The following is a 14,283-nucleotide window of genomic DNA, read 5'->3' as shown; positions in this document are numbered from 1 at the left end:
CTCTAGCCCAGCCGCTCCGCCAGGAACTCCTCCCAGGTCCGCTTCCCCTCCTCCGCACCCCGCAGGGTGAGGTTCGCCCCCGCCCGGTACGCCCGCCCCGCCTTGCCGGGGATGCGCACCGGCAGCATCGGGCGGCGCCGCCCCCGGAGGCGGAGGTAGGGCCGGGCCAGGTCGGCGAGGCCGTGGACCTGTGGCCCGGTCAGGTCGGGGACGAGGCCGGCCGGGGCGCCGAGGGTCATCTGCGTGAGGCGGGCGGCGACTTCGCGGGAGTCGACCGGCTGGAGCCGGAGGCCGCCGGGGACCGGGAGCACCGGCAGCTTCGCCATCTTCTCGACCATGGTCAGCGCGAGGTCGTGGAACTGGGCGGCGCGCAGGGTCGTCCACGGGATGCCCGAGTCGGCGACGGCCCGCTCCGACTCCAGCTTCGTCCGCATCCAGGCCAGCGGGACCCGGTCCGCCCCGATGACCGAGATGTAGACCAGGTGCCCCACCCGGGCCCGGGACGCGGCGCGCACCAGATTGCGGGTGGCCTCGTCGTCGCCCTTGGGACCGCCCGCCAGATGCAGCACGGTCTCCGCCCCGTCGAGAGCGGCCTCGACGCCCTCGTCCTTCAGCAGATCGCCGGTGACGTAGGCGATGCCGTCCGCGGCGGAGCGGGGGTTCCGGCTGAGGATCCGCACCTCGTGGCCGACCGCGCGCAGCAGCGGGACGACATGGCCGCCCAGGGTGCCCGTGCCGCCGGTGACCAGGATGGATGACGTCATGACTACTCCCCGACTCTCGACTTCCGATTCGCCTTCGCCGGTATGACGGAGGGCGGCGGGGAGATGTGACAGGCGGAGAGGTCCCAGAGCCCGGAAGATCAGCCGCCGCTGCCGTACGGCCTCGTGATGATCTCCAGTCGGTGGCCGTCGGGGTCGTCGAAGTACGCGCCCCGGCCGCCGTCGTTGTGGTTGATCTCGCCGGGGCGGCTGTGGAACGGGTCCGCCCAGTACGTCAGACCGGCCTCCTGGATACGGCCGAAGATCACGTCGAACTCGTCCTCCGAGACGAGGAAGGCGTAGTGCTGCGGCGTGATGGCGCCGGGGCTGTCCATGTAGTCGAGCGTCACACCGTTGGGGATCTCGACCGGGAGGAACGGGCCGTAGGGCGGGCTCACGTCGAGTCCCAGGATGTCGGCGAGGAACCGGGCCGAGGCGCGCTTGTCGTGCGCGACGACGATGGTGTGGTTCAGCTGCACGGTCATGGTGGGCCTCCCCTCCCGATCCACGATACTCAACGCCGAGGGCCCCGGCGCATGATCAACGTGCGCCGGGGCCCCTGATGGTCAGGCTCAGATCGTCGCCGTGTCGATCACGAACCGGTACCGCACATCGCTGCCCAGCACCCGCTCGTACGCCTCGTTGATCTGGTCACCGCGGATCAGCTCGATCTCGGCACCGAGGCCGTGCTCGGCGCAGAAGTCCAGCATCTCCTGGGTCTCGGCGATACCGCCGATCATGGAACCGGCGAGCGACTTGCCGCCGCCGATCACCGAGAACAGGTTGAGGGAGATCGGCTCCTCGGGCGCGCCAACGTTGGCCAGCGTGCCCTCCGGCTTCAGCAGCGCCAGGTAGGCGTTGAAGTCCAGCGGGGCCGACACCGTGGACACGATCAGGTCGAACGTGCCGGCCAGCTCCTCGAAGGTCTTCGGGTCGCTGGTGGCGTAGTAGTGGTCGGCGCCCAGCCGCAGGCCGTCCTCCTGCTTGCGCAGGGACTGCGACAGCACGGTCACCTCGGCGCCGAGGGCGTGGGCGATCTTCACGCCCATGTGGCCGAGGCCGCCCAGGCCGAGGATCGCGACCTTCTTGCCCGGGCCGGCGCCGAAGCGCTTGAGCGGGGAGTAGAGGGTGATGCCGGCGCACAGCAGGGGCGCGGCGACGTCGAGGGAGAGGCCGTCGGGGATGCCGACGACGAAGTTCTCGTCGACGACGACCTTCTGCGAGTAGCCACCGTAGGTGGGCTCGCCGTCGCGGCCGATGCCGTTGTACGTCTGGACGTTGCCCTCGACGCAGTACTGCTCGCGGCCGGCCTTGCAGTTCTCGCACTCGCGGCAGGAGTCGACCATGCAGCCGACGCCCACGCGGTCGCCGACGGCGAACTTCGTCACGCCCGGGCCGACCTCGGTGACGACACCGGCGATCTCGTGGCCGGGGACCATCGGGAAGATCGCCTCGCCCCAGCCCTCGCGGGCCTGGTGGATGTCGGAGTGACAGATACCGGCGAACTGGATGTCGATCAGGACATCGAACTCGCGCACCTCACGGCGCTCGATGGTGGTGCGCTCCAGCGGAGCCTTGGGGGCGGGTGCGGCGTACGCGGCGACAGTGGTCATGCCGGGGTTCTCCTAGCGGGGTTCCGTGCCCGGCTGCCTTCTGGATCTTCTGACCGGGCACGATCACCACCGTGCCAAAAACGCGAGCGTCTACCCAGACCACGGTTTTGCGTACGCACACGGTGCGTACCACTGGCGGGGTCAGGCTCGTGTGCGTACGACCGTGAATACTGGAGGGCATGGACGAACAGCCCGAACCCGTACAGGAGCCCGCAGCACAGTCCGGCGGGGGCCTGGACCGGCGTGCCGAGCTCAGTGAGTTCCTGCGCACCCGGCGTGCCCGGCTGAAGCCGGAGGACGTGGGACTGCCCGACTTCGGGCGGCGGCGCGTGCCGGGGCTGCGCCGCGAGGAGCTGGCTCAGCTGGCCGGGGTGTCCGTGGCGTACTACACACGGCTGGAGCAGGGCAACGGGCGCAACGTCTCGGCGGAGGTGCTGGACGCGATCGCGCGCGCCCTGCGGCTGAGCGACGCCGAGCACGCCCACCTGACGCACCTGGCGAAGCCGAAGCAGCACAAGAAGAAGCCGGTGGCACGCAGCCAGCAGGTGCGGCCGACGCTGCGGCATCTGCTGGACTCGATCGACACCGTCCCGGCGTACATCGTCGGGCGCCGCTCGGACGTCCTGGCCTGGAACCGGATGGCCGCGGCCCTCTTCGGTGACTGGGCGGAGCTGCCGGCGCCGGAGCGGAACTGGGCGCGGCTGGTGTTTCTGCGGCCCGGGTACCGCGACCTGTTCGTCGAGTGGGACCAGAAGGCCAAGGACATGGTCGGCTATCTGCGCATGGACGCGGGCTGCCACCCGGACGACCCGCAGCTGTCGGCGCTGATCGGCGAACTGTCGGTGAAGAGCGAGGAGTTCCGCCGCCTCTGGGCCGCCCACGACGTCAAGGAGAAGAGCTACGGCGTCAAGCGCCTGCGCCACCCCCTGGTCGGCGACCTCACGCTCTCCTTCGAGACGTTCCGCCTGATCGACGACTCGGAACAGTCCCTGATCACGTACCACGCGGAACCGGGCACCCCGTCGGCCGAGGCGCTGCGCCTGCTGGCGAGCTGGGGGGCGGACGCGACCCGTGCGGGGGCCGAAAGCTCGGCCCCACCGGCCTGACACCGCCTGACACACCGGCCTGACACAGGCCTGCACACACGAACGGCCCGCCGGGAGCCGAGGCTTCCGGCGGGCCGTCCGCTAACGGCCGCTCACTTGCCGTAGTACGCGTTGTAGATCGAGATCGTCGACTTGTTGCCCTTCTTGTCGGCGATCTTGGCGTGGAAGGAGATGGCCTTCCCCTTCTCCGGGTTCTTGACGCTGACCTTGCCGTCCTTGACGGTGAGCTTCTTCCAGGTCTTGCCGTAGTCGTACGACACGTACACCGACAGCGACTTCAGGTTGCTGCCCCTGGCAGCGCCCTCGACGGTGACCGGGATGCTGACCGTCTTGCCGGCCGGGACCTTGCTGTCCAGTCCCGTGACCGCGTTGAAGCGGGCCGTTGAGGCGGGCACCTTCACGCGCGCGTCACCGGACGGCTTCTTGGAACGGAAGACGAAGCTGGCGTCGATGCGGGTGGAGGCCGCCGCAACCTTGACGCTGCGCTTGACCGACGTCGTCAGCTTGTACTCGGCGTCGGCAGACGGGACCTTGAACTCCTCGCCGAACAACGGGTCGGCGTTGGAGCCGACCTTGGTGCCGTTGCGGTAGAGATTCGTCGCGACCGACGTGTAGTCGGACGAGCCTGCGTGCCCGGCGCCGTCGGCGAACAGGGGCAGGGAACCGTAGAGGGCGTTCCCCATGCGGAAAATGCCGAAGTCGGCGTTCAGGCGCGGGCCGAAGACCGCGGTATTGAAGGTCTTCGTGTACTTCTGGCCTGCCTTGAATGTCTGAGGGTCACCGAGCGTGTAACCGGCTTCGGGGATCGGGTTGCCGTCCGCGTCCTTCCCCTTGTACTGCGTGAAGTCGAACGCCCATTTGACCTTGTCCGACGTCGAGAGGTACAAGGTGCGCGCGCTCGGCAGCTTCTGCTCCACAGGGACGCCGAAAACGACACTCTCGGGAAGCATGCCCATGGTGAACAAGTCGCCCGTCTTGCCGGACGCCGCCGCACCCATGTTGTTCTTCACCGCGGCGAGCTCACCCGCCTTGAAGTGCCGGACCTTGTCGCCCTGAATCTTCTTGGCCTTGGCGGTGGTAACCACGTTGTACTCGGCGGCATCGCCCTTGTTCCACTGCCCGTTCCAGGTCTGGCTCAATCCGGAGACCTCCGGACCCAGGTGGGCCATGCGCAGGCCGGCGAACGAGTCGAGGCTCAGGCCGAGACCGGAGTCCGCCGGCTCGTAGAAGTAGTCGACCATCGCGGACACCGGCTTGGCCTGCACGTCCGGGATCCTGATGTCGGCCGGCTTCGTCTTACGAGCGTCGATGGTCACCGTGGTGTTCTTGGTGACGGCCAGCTTCGGCTGGACCAGCCAGTCGATACCGCCCTCGAACGTCTCGACGTTCTCGGCGACCAAGCCGTTCAGCAGGTAGGTGCCCTTGGGCACACGCAACGTGACCGCGCCCGAAGGAGCGACGGGCACCTGGTATTCACGGTTCTTGACCAAGCCCGCGTAGCTCAAGAGATCAGTGCTGTACGCGTCAGTCGGCTTCCCGTCCCTGCCGATGTGCTTAACAGTGACGTCGTACGACTCCATCTCGCGCTGCACCGCCGCCGCTGTGCGGACGGCCTGGCCGCCGCCCGTCGCCGTCACGTACGCCGAGTACGCGCCGTCGACCGTGCCGCCCAGCTTGGTGTCGACGGTGAACGGGACGGAGGCCTTGCCGCCGGCCGGGACGGTCACCGTGGTGGCGCCGAGCTTGAAGAAACCGGCCGGGACGGCCTGGCCCTTGGGGTTGGTGGCGGTCGACGTCAGCTTCAGCGTGACGTCCTTCGTACCGAGGTTGCGGTACGTCAGCTCCTTGGTGACCGGCTTGTCGTCGGTGTGCGGCCACTGCTGGACGCCGAAGCTCACCGAGCCCGGCTCGGCGATCACGGACTGCTTGATGGCCTGGTCGACCTGGATACGGCCCGAACCCTGCTGGTACGGGGTGTACTTGCCGCCCTTGGTGGAGCCGGTGAGGGCGCCCTTCAGCTCGGCGTACTTCCACGTCGGGTGCTGCTGCTTGAGGATCGCCGCCGCGCCCGCGACATGCGGGGTCGCCATCGACGTACCGGAGATCGACATGTAGCCGGCCGGGTTCTCGCCGACCTCCTGGGCTATCTGGCTGCCCGGGGCGGCGGCCGCGGTGATGTCCACGCCGGGCGCGGTCACATCGGGCTTGAGGGCGCCGTCCATGCCGGGGCCACGGCTGGAGAAGTCGGCCAGCGCGTCCTTGTCGTCGACCGCGCCGACGGTCAGGGCCGCGGCGGCGCTGCCCGGGGAGCCGATGGTCTGTTCGCCGTCGCCCTCGTTGCCGGCGGCGATGGCGAACAGGATGCCCTTCTCCTCGGAGAGCTTGTTCACGGCCGCTTCCAGCGGGTCGATCGCGGGCGTGTCCCCGCCGCCCAGGCTCATGTTGACGACGTCGGCGCCCTCGGCGGCGGCCCACTCGATGCCGGCCAGGACCTCGGAGTCGCTGCCGAATCCGCCGTCGTCGAGCACCTTGCCGTTGAGGATCTTCGCGCCGGGCGCGACACCCTTGTACTTGCCGCCGGACTTCGCGCCGGTGCCCGCCGCGATCGAGGCGACGTGCGTGCCGTGGCCGACCTTGTCGGTGGTGTCGGGCGAGGTGGTGAAGTTCTTGGCACCGATCACCTGCCCCTTGAGGTCGGCGTGGGTGGCGTCGACTCCGGTGTCCAGGACGGCGATCTTCACGCCCTTGCCGTCATAGCCGGCCGCCCACGCCTTGGGGGTGCCGATCTGCGCGACGGACTTGTCGAGGCTGGCCTTGCGGACGCCGTCGAGCCAGACGTGCGCGATGCCGGAGGCGGTCTTGCCGCCGTTGGTGACCGCGTCCCACAGGTCGGGCGTGTCCTCCTTGGGCGTCTGCACCGCGTCCGCGTTCACGGACTTCAGCGAGTGGCTCAGTGTGCCCGCGTCGCGGACGTCGGCCTTGGCGGCCGTGGCGCTGCCCCGGTAGCCGACGATGACCTTCAGGCCCTTCTTCTGGGCCTTGCGGGTCGTGGACTTGTTGAGCTCGGTGACGTCGAAGAGCCGCTGGTCGAGCTTGCCGGTGGCGACCAGGCGGGCCGCGTCGGCGGGGATGACGAGGGTGTGGCCGTCGAGCTTGCGGACCTGGACGGGAATGTCCTCGCGTCCCTTGGCCCGTTCCAGGCCGACAACGCGCCCCTTGGCGTCCAGGACGACCCGGTCGCCGGTGATCAGCGTGATGCGGTGCTTGGCGGTGAGCGAGGTGGGCTTCGAGGCTGCGGCCGTCTGCTCGCCGTTCGCCGACGCCGGGCTGGTCATTCCCGCCGCCAGGGCCACGGCCGCCGCTGTGGCGACCGTGGCCGCGCACGCCTTTTTCACTTGTCTGCGCAAGATTCCCCCTTGCAGAAGAACCAGGTGAATTCCCCGTTCACCCGGCCGGGGGTGGTCTCGTACGCATGGCCGTACACCCCCCGGAAAAGGAAGTATGCCGAGGGGTGATCAGGTGCTCAATAGATGAGAAGAGGGTAAGAATTCCGTCGGCGGACTGTTACACGGTCGCCGGAACTCCGTTACAGGGCCGTGGGGTTACGCCGCCCGGTCAAGCCGGGGACAAGACGGAAGCCGCCGCCCGACCCCGTTGCCGAGTGGGCGGCGGCTTCTCTGCAGGAGTTACCGGACCGTCAGGAGCTACCGGACCGTCAGACCGCCGAACCGGCCTTCCAGTCGGCCCAGTTCATGTTCCAGCCGTTGAGGCCGTTGTCCGGAGCGACCGTCTTGTCGCCGGTGTTCTGGACGACGACCACGTCACCGAGGATCGAGTTGTTGTAGAACCACGCGCCCGGCGTCTTCGGGTCGTCGGCGCCCTTCGCGTCCTGGAGACCGACGCAGCCGTGGCTGGTGTTCACACTGCCGAAGATGGACTTCGCGCCCCAGTAGTTGCCGTGGATGAAGGTGCCGGAGCTGGAGAGGCGGATGGCGTGCGGCACGTCCTTGATGTCGTACTCGCCCTTGCCGTCGTCGTCCGTGAAGCCCACGGTCGCGCCGTTCATGCGCGTCTCCTTGAACTTCTCGGACATCACCATGATGCCCTCGTAGGTCTTGTTCTCGGGCGAGCCGGCGGAGATCGGGATGGTCCGCACGGTCTTGCCGTCCTGCGTGATCTTCATCTGCTTGGTCTTCGCGTCGACGTACGAGACCTGGTTACGGCCGATCTTGAAGGTGACCGTCTTCTGCTGGACCCCGTAGACACCCTTGGCGCCCTCGACACCGTCGAGCGCGAGCTTCAGCGTGACGGTGGAGCCTTCCTTCCAGTAGTCCTCGGGGCGGCAGTCCATGCGGTTGGCGTTGAACCAGTGGCAGGCGACCTCCTGGCCACCGGTCGTGCTGACCTTGATGCCCTTCTGGACGGCGGCCTTGTTGGTGATCGCCTTGTCGAAGTTGATCGAGACCGGCATGCCGACGCCGACGGTGGTGCCGTCGTCCGGGGTGAAGTTGCCGATGAAGCTGTTGGCCGGGGAGACCGTCGTGAACGAGGCGTTCTCGTGGGCGACGCGGCCCTCGTCGTCCTTCGCCTCCGCGGCGAGCTTGTAGTTCGTGGAGCGCTCCAGCTGGGCGCTCGGCTTCCAGCTCTTCTTGTCGGCGGATATCTCGCCGCTGACCTCCGTGCCGTCGGACGTCGTCATCTTGACGTCCGTGAGCGTGCCCTTGCTGACGGTGACGGCGGCGGAGTTGTTGATGGAGGCGTTGTCGGAGCCGTCCTCGGGCGTGATCTTGATCTGGGCCGCGGAGGTCTTCTTGGCCGCGGCCTCGTCGACCTTCGACTGGGAGCTGTCGCCGCCGTCACCCCCGGAGGCGTTGTCGTCGCCGCCGGTACAGGCCGAGAGCGCCAGCACTCCACCGAGCAGTGCGGACGCGACCGCCAGGCCCTTGCGCCGCTTACTGACCGTTATCACACGCTTCTCCATCGTTGCCGATTTCCCCAAGACCCCGAGTGTGTCCCCGTCAAAGTCCAAGTGCCCTCGCGTGGACTCGTGAGTCCTCGTCGAGACCTTTCAACGCTACGACCGGTTCGTCCGGTTCCCCATGTGACACAGGTGTGGGGATCACCACGTCCGCGACGCGGATGGTGCTGGTGCGGTCGGTGCGTCGCTTGAGACGACGAAACCCCGGGCGGCGGTTGCCACCCGGGGTCAAGTTTTCCCCGAGCCGCCTCAGCCGGCCGCGTGCGCCCGGCTTCCGCCGTCCCCTTCGTCGCTGTCCTCACCGTCGATCAGGTCGTACTCGCCCTCATCATCATCCTCGTCGTAGTCCCAGTCCGGCGAATCGGGGTCGTACTCGATCCGCTCGCTGCTCCAGGAGGCCTGCTGGAGTTCGACCCCCGGAACCTCGCTGACCAGGTCGAACGGGTCCACGAGGTAGGCGAGGGCCTCAGCGGTGTCTTCCGTCACAGCGTTCTCGGCGTGTACCCGTTCCGACGCCGGCAACTCGGCGTCGTCGGCGATCCGGCGCAGCGCGGACTTGGTGACGGCGTCCGCGTCGTCGACCTCCAGAACGAGTTCAACCCGAACCCGTACAAAACGTGATGTCTCAGGAGTGCTCATGGCGGGAGCGTACGTCCAGGATCTCCCGTGACTTTCCCGTGACCCGCGCCTTTTACTAACATCACCCCACACGGCCAATTCGCCAGTGCCACAAGGGGATCGATATTCCGTGTCATCCGCTCGCCGCCCGTTGCTGACCACCACCGCCGCAGCGACCCTGCTGGGCGCCCTGTGGTTCGTCCCGTCCGCCAACGCGACGTCGGACTCCCCGGTGAGAGACGCGGTCTCGGCGAGCCCGTCGCCGCAGGTCACAGAGCAGGCGCGGATCGCGGCCACGACGGCGGGCGACTCCGTCACGGACACCCGCCTCGCCGACACGGGCAGCTTCGACAGCACGCCCTACGTGGCCGGCGGCACGATGTTCCTGATGCTGGGCGCGGGCTTCGTCGCCTATTCGGTCCGCCGGGAACGGCTCGGCCTCTGAGCGCACTTGGCGCAAGGCCGACCGCCCAGGGGCCCTGCGCCCGGCAAGGCCCCTGCACTGTTCGTCGTATTACCGGAGCGGCCCGGTGACCGTCTCCACCGCGGCGAGCAGCCGCCCGTCGCGCACGAAGGCGTCCGCGGCGGCCAGATCGGGCGCCAGGAACCGGTCCGGCCCCGGACCCTGAACTCCCGCTTCCCGTACGGCATCGATGACCGCCCGTGTCGCGGGCGCAGGCGTCAGCCCCTCGCGCAGTTCGACGGCGCGGGTGGCCGCGTACAGCTCGACGGCGAGGACACGGGTGAGGTTGTCGACGGCCGTGCGCAGCTTGCGCGCCGCCGACCAGCCCATCGAGACATGGTCCTCCTGCATCGCGGAGGACGGGATCGAGTCGGCGGACGCCGGTACGGCGAGCCGCTTCAGCTCGCTCACCAGCGCGGCCTGCGTGTACTGAGCGATCATCAGGCCCGAGTCCACACCGGCGTCGTCGGCGAGAAACGGCGGCAGGCCGTGGCTGCGGTTCTTGTCGAGCAGCCGGTCGGTGCGCCGCTCGGCGATGGAGCCGAGGTCGGCGGCGGCGATGGCGAGGAAGTCCAGGACGTAGGCGACCGGCGCCCCGTGGAAGTTGCCGTTGGACTCCACCCGCCCGTCGGGCAGCACCACCGGGTTGTCGACCGCCGACGCCAGCTCACGGTCGGCGACCAGCCGGGCGTGGGCCATGGTGTCCCGCCCGGCCCCGGCGACCTGCGGGGCGCAGCGCACCGAGTAGGCGTCCTGGACGCGCGGGGCGTCGTCCTGGTGGTGCCCGGTCAGGCCCGAACCCTTCAGCACGGCCAGCATGTTGGCGGCGCTGGCGGCCTGCCCCGGGTGCGGCCGGATGGCGTGCAGTTCGGGCGCGAGGACCCGGTCGGTGCCGAGCAGGGCCTCCAGCGACAGGGCGGCCGTGATGTCGGCGGACCGGTAGAGCGTGTCCAGGTCGGCCAGGGCCATGACCAGCATGCCGAGCATGCCGTCGGTGCCGTTGAGGAGGGCGAGGCCCTCCTTCTCGCGCAGTTCGACCGGCTGGATGCCGTGCGCGGCGAGGAGTTCGGCGGCCGGGCGTACGACACCGTCGGGGCCCTCGGCGTCGCCCTCCCCCATGAGCGCGAGCGCGCAGTGGGACAGCGGCGCGAGGTCGCCGGAGCAGCCGAGGGAGCCGTACTCGTGCACGACCGGGGTGATACCGGCGTTGAGGAGATCGGCCATCGTCCGCGCGACCTCGGGCCGTACGCCGGTGCGCCCGGAGCAGACGGTCTTCAGCCGCAGGAACATCAGGGCGCGCACGACTTCCCGCTCCACGGCCGGGCCCATCCCGGCGGCGTGCGAGCGGACGATGTTGCGCTGGAGCTGTGCGCGCAGCTCGGGGCTGATGTGCCGGGTCGCCAGGGCCCCGAAGCCGGTGCTCACGCCGTACACGGGGTCCGGCTTGGCCGCCAGCGCGTCCACGATCTCGCGGGCCGCGGCGAGGGCGGCCACGGCCTCCTCGGAGAGCTGGACGCGGGCACCGCCGCGCGCCACGGCGAGCACGTCGGACGCGGTCACGCCGGACGTCCCCACCACCACAGTGTGCATATCCATATTCAGGAGCGTACGCAGTGAATTCGACGATGTCACCACTGGGAGCCGGGTTCGCCCCTTACCGATACGTCACACGGCCGCTCCCCTACGGCGCATGGCGCCCCCGGAACCGCCGGCGCTCCCCGTCCGCTCCCTTGGACGGCTCGTCCGCCAGCCGCATGACGGGGTCGTCGGGCCCGGCCCGGCCCGCGACCACCGGCCGGGCGGCCCGCTCGGCCTTGGCCCGGTACTGGGCCGCGTCCGCGAGCCGGAACAGCCGCCGCGCGGAGCGCACGGGCCCGATCGGATCCTCGGTGGAGGCGACCCCGCAGGCCACGCCGTCCCCGAGCTCCAGCTCGGACGCCCGGCGGCACAGTTCACCGGCCGCCTTCACGACCTGGTCGGCGGGCGGCCCGACCGCGAGCAGACAGAACTCGTCCCCGCCGAGCCGCGCCGCCAGGGCCCCCGGCAGCATGGCCCCGCACAGCGACAGCACCGAGCCGAAACGCTCCAGGAGCCGGTCGCCGACGGCGTGCCCATGGGTGTCGTTGACCCGCTTGAGCCCGTTCAGATCGCAGACCACGAGACTGACGACCGCGCCGTCCCTGCGGTGCCGCTCGATCGCCTGCTCCAGGCGTACGTCCACGGCACGACGGTTGGCGAGTCCGGTCAGCGCGTCGGTGAACGCGAGCCGCCGGGCCTCCTCCAGCCGCTCGGTCTGGGCTATGCCGGCGGCCACGACGGAGGCCAGGACGGTGGCGAAGTCGGCGTCGGCCCGCTCGAAGACGGCCTCACCGGCCGGCCGGGCGACATACAGCTCGCCCCAGGCCCGGCCGTGCAGCACGATCGGCGCGACCACACAGCAGCCCCGGCCGCGTCGGCGCAGGGCGGCGACGCGCTGATGGCAGTACCCGGGACGCCGCCCGGCGGCGGGCCCTTCGGCGGTCTCCACCCACGCGTCGGGCTCACCGCCCCCCGCCGCCCACTGCTCGTGCAGGAACTCGGTGATCTCCGCGAACTGGTGCACCGGATAGGCCTCGTCCTCCGGGAACTCCTCCTCCCCGTCGGCCAGCGCACCCACGTTGACGAGGACTTTCAGCCGCCCGAGCTCCCGCTCCCACACCGACAGCGCGGCGAAACTCCCGCCCAGCGCCCGGCACGCCCCGGCAGCCGCCGCACGCCACGCCTCACGCGACCCGTGCGCGGCCGCCATCCCCTGAGCCAACGCGACGACGGCCACCAGCCGTCTGTCCTCACCCATCACTCCAGGCTAGGGACTTTTCAGCCAATCCGTTCTGTGGACGACGCGAACGGGGCGGACTCAGCTGCGGCCGCCGGTCCCGCCCCCACTGCGGGCATGCGTGCCGCTAGGGGCGGCACGGGTGGGCGCAGCGGCACCTCGTCGCGCCGGGCTGCGCACCCACCCGCCCCCAGCACCCACGCCGAGTACCGGACAACAAACCCCAGCTCACTCCCCCGGCCACTCCGGCTTCCGCTTCTCGTTGAACGCCGCGACCCCTTCCGCCCGGTCCCCGGAGAACGCCACCGCCCTCCACGCCGCGTCCTCCACCTCGAGCCCGGCCCGCAGATCCAACCCCTGCCCCAACCGCAACGCCCGCTTCGCCGCCCGCAACCCCACCGGCGAGTTCCCCGCGATCCGAGAGGCCAGCTCCAGCGCCACCTCCCGATCCCGCCCCTCCTCCACCACCTGATCGACCAACCCCAACTCGCCCGCCTCCACGGCCTCCACCCGCCGCGCCGAGAAGATCAGCTCAGCCGCCCGCGCCGCCCCCACCCGACGCGGCAGCAACTGCGTGCCCCCGCCCCCGGGAATCACCCCCACCGACACCTCCGGCAGCCCCACCACCGCCGTACGGTCCGCCACGATCACGTCACACGCGAGCGCCAGCTCGAACCCGCCCCCCAGCGCGAACCCGTGCACCGCCGCCACCGTCGGCACCGGCACCTCGAGCACCCCGGTGTACGCCCCACGCGTCACCGGCCGCTGCCGCACCAGATCCGCGTCGCTGAACGAGTTCCGCTCCTTCAGGTCGGCCCCCACGCAGAACGCCCGCTCATGCGTCGAGGTCAGCACGACCACCCGTACGTCCCGGTCCTCCCCCAGCGCCGCACAGGCCCCGGCGATGGACCGCGCCATCCCGGTCGACACGGCGTTCATGGCCCCCGGCCGGTCGAGGACGAGCTCCGCGACATGCCCCTGCTCATGCCGCCGCACCAGCACGAACTCCCCGAACCGTTCCTCGTTCATGACACCCTCCGGTTAACGCGGGTTAACAATCACCGTCTCGATCATCGCAGCCCCGTCCCCCGCACGAAAGAGCGGACGCGACCGGTTCCCGCACCCTCACCCGTCCACCCGTTCGAGTGACATCACCTCAATTCCGGCCCGACCACCCATGGGAGCGCATAGCGTGCGTCCGCCAACGGCGCACAGGGGGCGCGTGCGCAACGGGGAGGAACGTGATGAGGGCGAACACGCCGACGACGCCACAGCGGGACACCGGGACTGCCACGGCGCCCCGCCGGATGGAGCCGATCACAACCGCCGAGCCGCCCCCGGCGGAAACCGGCCTCTTCACCCCCCGCGTCCGGGGCCGCCACCGCAAGCCCCGCCCCCACAAGGCCCTGCTCGCCGCCGGCGGCCTCGCCCTGGCCGCCGGCACCCTGAGCCTCGTACGCCTGGCCTCCGGACCGGGCCCCGACGGCGTCGGCACCGTCGAGGCCGAACCCCGCCCGGACCCGGTCACCACCGGCACGGACACGGGCCGGACCGCCGACACCGCCGCGACCTTCCCGGCCGTCGCTCCCGAGGTCAGCCCCTCATCACCCGCAACCCTGGGCGGCCTGACCCCGTCCCCGGTCACCAGGGACGCACGACCGGCCCCGCCCGCCGCGACCGGTACCCGAGGGACCGACACGACCGCCGCTCACCGGCCCACGACCATCCCCGACACACCGAACACCCCGGCACCGGTCACCCAGGGCGACGCCCCGCGCCCGGCACCGGCCGAGCCCGCTCCGCCGAGCCGGACCACGCCCGCCCCGGCGCCCGAGCCCAAGCCCGAACAGCCGAAGAAACCCGAAGACCCCGGCCTGTGCGTGCCGGTCATCGGCCTGTGCGTGGACACACCGGGCGGCCGCGGCTGAC

The 14,283-nt window shown here is 70.3% G+C and carries 12 protein-coding genes; 3 read left to right on the top strand and 9 right to left on the bottom strand.

Annotated features, from left to right (window positions below; all coding sequences use genetic code 11):
* Positions 1–2: 2 nt before the first annotated feature.
* The 3 genes from AC07DF_RS02895 to AC07DF_RS02885 form a co-directional block, all read right to left on the bottom strand.
* Positions 3–764, bottom strand: coding sequence for an SDR family oxidoreductase (locus tag AC07DF_RS02895; protein WP_478966309.1), 762 nt, complete (start codon positions 762–764; stop codon positions 3–5).
* A 98-nt stretch (positions 765–862) separates the two neighbouring features.
* Positions 863–1,246 (bottom strand): VOC family protein, encoded by a 384-nt coding sequence (locus tag AC07DF_RS02890; protein ID WP_454361473.1) that lies wholly within the window; start codon positions 1,244–1,246, stop codon positions 863–865.
* Positions 1,247–1,333: 87 nt separating this feature from the next.
* A complete protein-coding gene (locus AC07DF_RS02885; protein WP_478966306.1) occupies positions 1,334–2,374 on the bottom strand; it encodes an NAD(P)-dependent alcohol dehydrogenase in 1,041 nt (346 codons plus the stop codon).
* A gap of 179 nt (positions 2,375–2,553) precedes the next feature.
* Here AC07DF_RS02885 and AC07DF_RS02880 point away from each other — a divergent pair, with 179 nt between their 5' ends.
* A complete protein-coding gene (locus tag AC07DF_RS02880; RefSeq protein WP_478966305.1) occupies positions 2,554–3,480 on the top strand; it encodes a helix-turn-helix domain-containing protein in 927 nt (308 codons plus the stop codon).
* A 92-nt stretch (positions 3,481–3,572) separates the two neighbouring features.
* On the opposite strand, the gene AC07DF_RS02875 is transcribed toward AC07DF_RS02880, so the two are convergent.
* The 3 genes from AC07DF_RS02875 to AC07DF_RS02865 form a co-directional block, all read right to left on the bottom strand.
* Positions 3,573–6,887, bottom strand: a complete 3,315-nt coding sequence (locus tag AC07DF_RS02875) for a S8 family peptidase (protein ID WP_478966303.1) — start codon at positions 6,885–6,887, stop codon at positions 3,573–3,575.
* A gap of 308 nt (positions 6,888–7,195) precedes the next feature.
* Entirely contained in the window at positions 7,196–8,461 is a 1,266-nt protein-coding gene (locus AC07DF_RS02870; protein ID WP_478966301.1) for a L,D-transpeptidase, read from the bottom strand.
* Positions 8,462–8,707: 246 nt separating this feature from the next.
* Positions 8,708–9,097, bottom strand: a complete 390-nt coding sequence (locus AC07DF_RS02865) for a hypothetical protein (RefSeq protein ID WP_478966300.1) — start codon at positions 9,095–9,097, stop codon at positions 8,708–8,710.
* Between the two features lie 109 nt (positions 9,098–9,206).
* On the opposite strand from AC07DF_RS02865, the gene AC07DF_RS02860 reads away from it, so the two are divergent.
* Positions 9,207–9,521 carry a hypothetical protein gene (locus tag AC07DF_RS02860; RefSeq protein WP_189722908.1) on the top strand — a complete coding sequence of 105 codons (315 nt, stop codon included), beginning with the start codon at positions 9,207–9,209 and terminating at the stop codon, positions 9,519–9,521.
* A 69-nt stretch (positions 9,522–9,590) separates the two neighbouring features.
* Here AC07DF_RS02860 and hutH read toward each other — a convergent pair whose 3' ends face one another.
* The 3 genes from hutH to AC07DF_RS02845 form a co-directional block, all read right to left on the bottom strand.
* Positions 9,591–11,129 carry a histidine ammonia-lyase gene (hutH, locus tag AC07DF_RS02855; RefSeq protein WP_478967565.1) on the bottom strand — a complete coding sequence of 513 codons (1,539 nt, stop codon included), beginning with the start codon at positions 11,127–11,129 and terminating at the stop codon, positions 9,591–9,593.
* Between the two features lie 91 nt (positions 11,130–11,220).
* Positions 11,221–12,375: a GGDEF domain-containing protein gene (locus AC07DF_RS02850; protein WP_382490053.1), complete on the bottom strand. Its 1,155-nt coding sequence runs from the start codon at positions 12,373–12,375 to the stop codon at positions 11,221–11,223.
* Between the two features lie 207 nt (positions 12,376–12,582).
* Positions 12,583–13,383, bottom strand: coding sequence for an enoyl-CoA hydratase/isomerase family protein (locus tag AC07DF_RS02845; RefSeq protein ID WP_478966297.1), 801 nt, complete (start codon positions 13,381–13,383; stop codon positions 12,583–12,585).
* A 215-nt stretch (positions 13,384–13,598) separates the two neighbouring features.
* Here AC07DF_RS02845 and AC07DF_RS02840 point away from each other — a divergent pair, with 215 nt between their 5' ends.
* A complete protein-coding gene (locus AC07DF_RS02840) occupies positions 13,599–14,282 on the top strand; it encodes a hypothetical protein (RefSeq protein WP_478966295.1) in 684 nt (227 codons plus the stop codon).
* The last annotated feature ends 1 nt before the right edge of the window (position 14,283 follow it).

Source organism: Streptomyces sp. NPDC044719 (assembly GCF_056433405.1).
This window is presented reverse-complemented; position numbering and strand designations above follow the sequence as displayed.

What these genes read in the sequence shown, in the direction of transcription:
- AC07DF_RS02895 (WP_478966309.1), bottom strand. Translation starts at nt 764, where the DNA reads ATGACGTCATCCATCCTGGTCACCGGCGGCACGGGCACCCTGGGCGGC.
- AC07DF_RS02890 (WP_454361473.1), bottom strand. Translation starts at nt 1,246, where the DNA reads ATGACCGTGCAGCTGAACCACACCATCGTCGTCGCGCACGACAAGCGC.
- AC07DF_RS02885 (WP_478966306.1), bottom strand. Translation starts at nt 2,374, where the DNA reads ATGACCACTGTCGCCGCGTACGCCGCACCCGCCCCCAAGGCTCCGCTG.
- AC07DF_RS02880 (WP_478966305.1), top strand. Translation starts at nt 2,554, where the DNA reads ATGGACGAACAGCCCGAACCCGTACAGGAGCCCGCAGCACAGTCCGGC.
- AC07DF_RS02870 (WP_478966301.1), bottom strand. Translation starts at nt 8,461, where the DNA reads ATGGAGAAGCGTGTGATAACGGTCAGTAAGCGGCGCAAGGGCCTGGCG.
- AC07DF_RS02865 (WP_478966300.1), bottom strand. Translation starts at nt 9,097, where the DNA reads ATGAGCACTCCTGAGACATCACGTTTTGTACGGGTTCGGGTTGAACTC.
- hutH (WP_478967565.1), bottom strand. Translation starts at nt 11,129, where the DNA reads ATGCACACTGTGGTGGTGGGGACGTCCGGCGTGACCGCGTCCGACGTG.
- AC07DF_RS02850 (WP_382490053.1), bottom strand. Translation starts at nt 12,375, where the DNA reads ATGGGTGAGGACAGACGGCTGGTGGCCGTCGTCGCGTTGGCTCAGGGG.
- AC07DF_RS02845 (WP_478966297.1), bottom strand. Translation starts at nt 13,383, where the DNA reads ATGAACGAGGAACGGTTCGGGGAGTTCGTGCTGGTGCGGCGGCATGAG.
- AC07DF_RS02840 (WP_478966295.1), top strand. Translation starts at nt 13,599, where the DNA reads ATGAGGGCGAACACGCCGACGACGCCACAGCGGGACACCGGGACTGCC.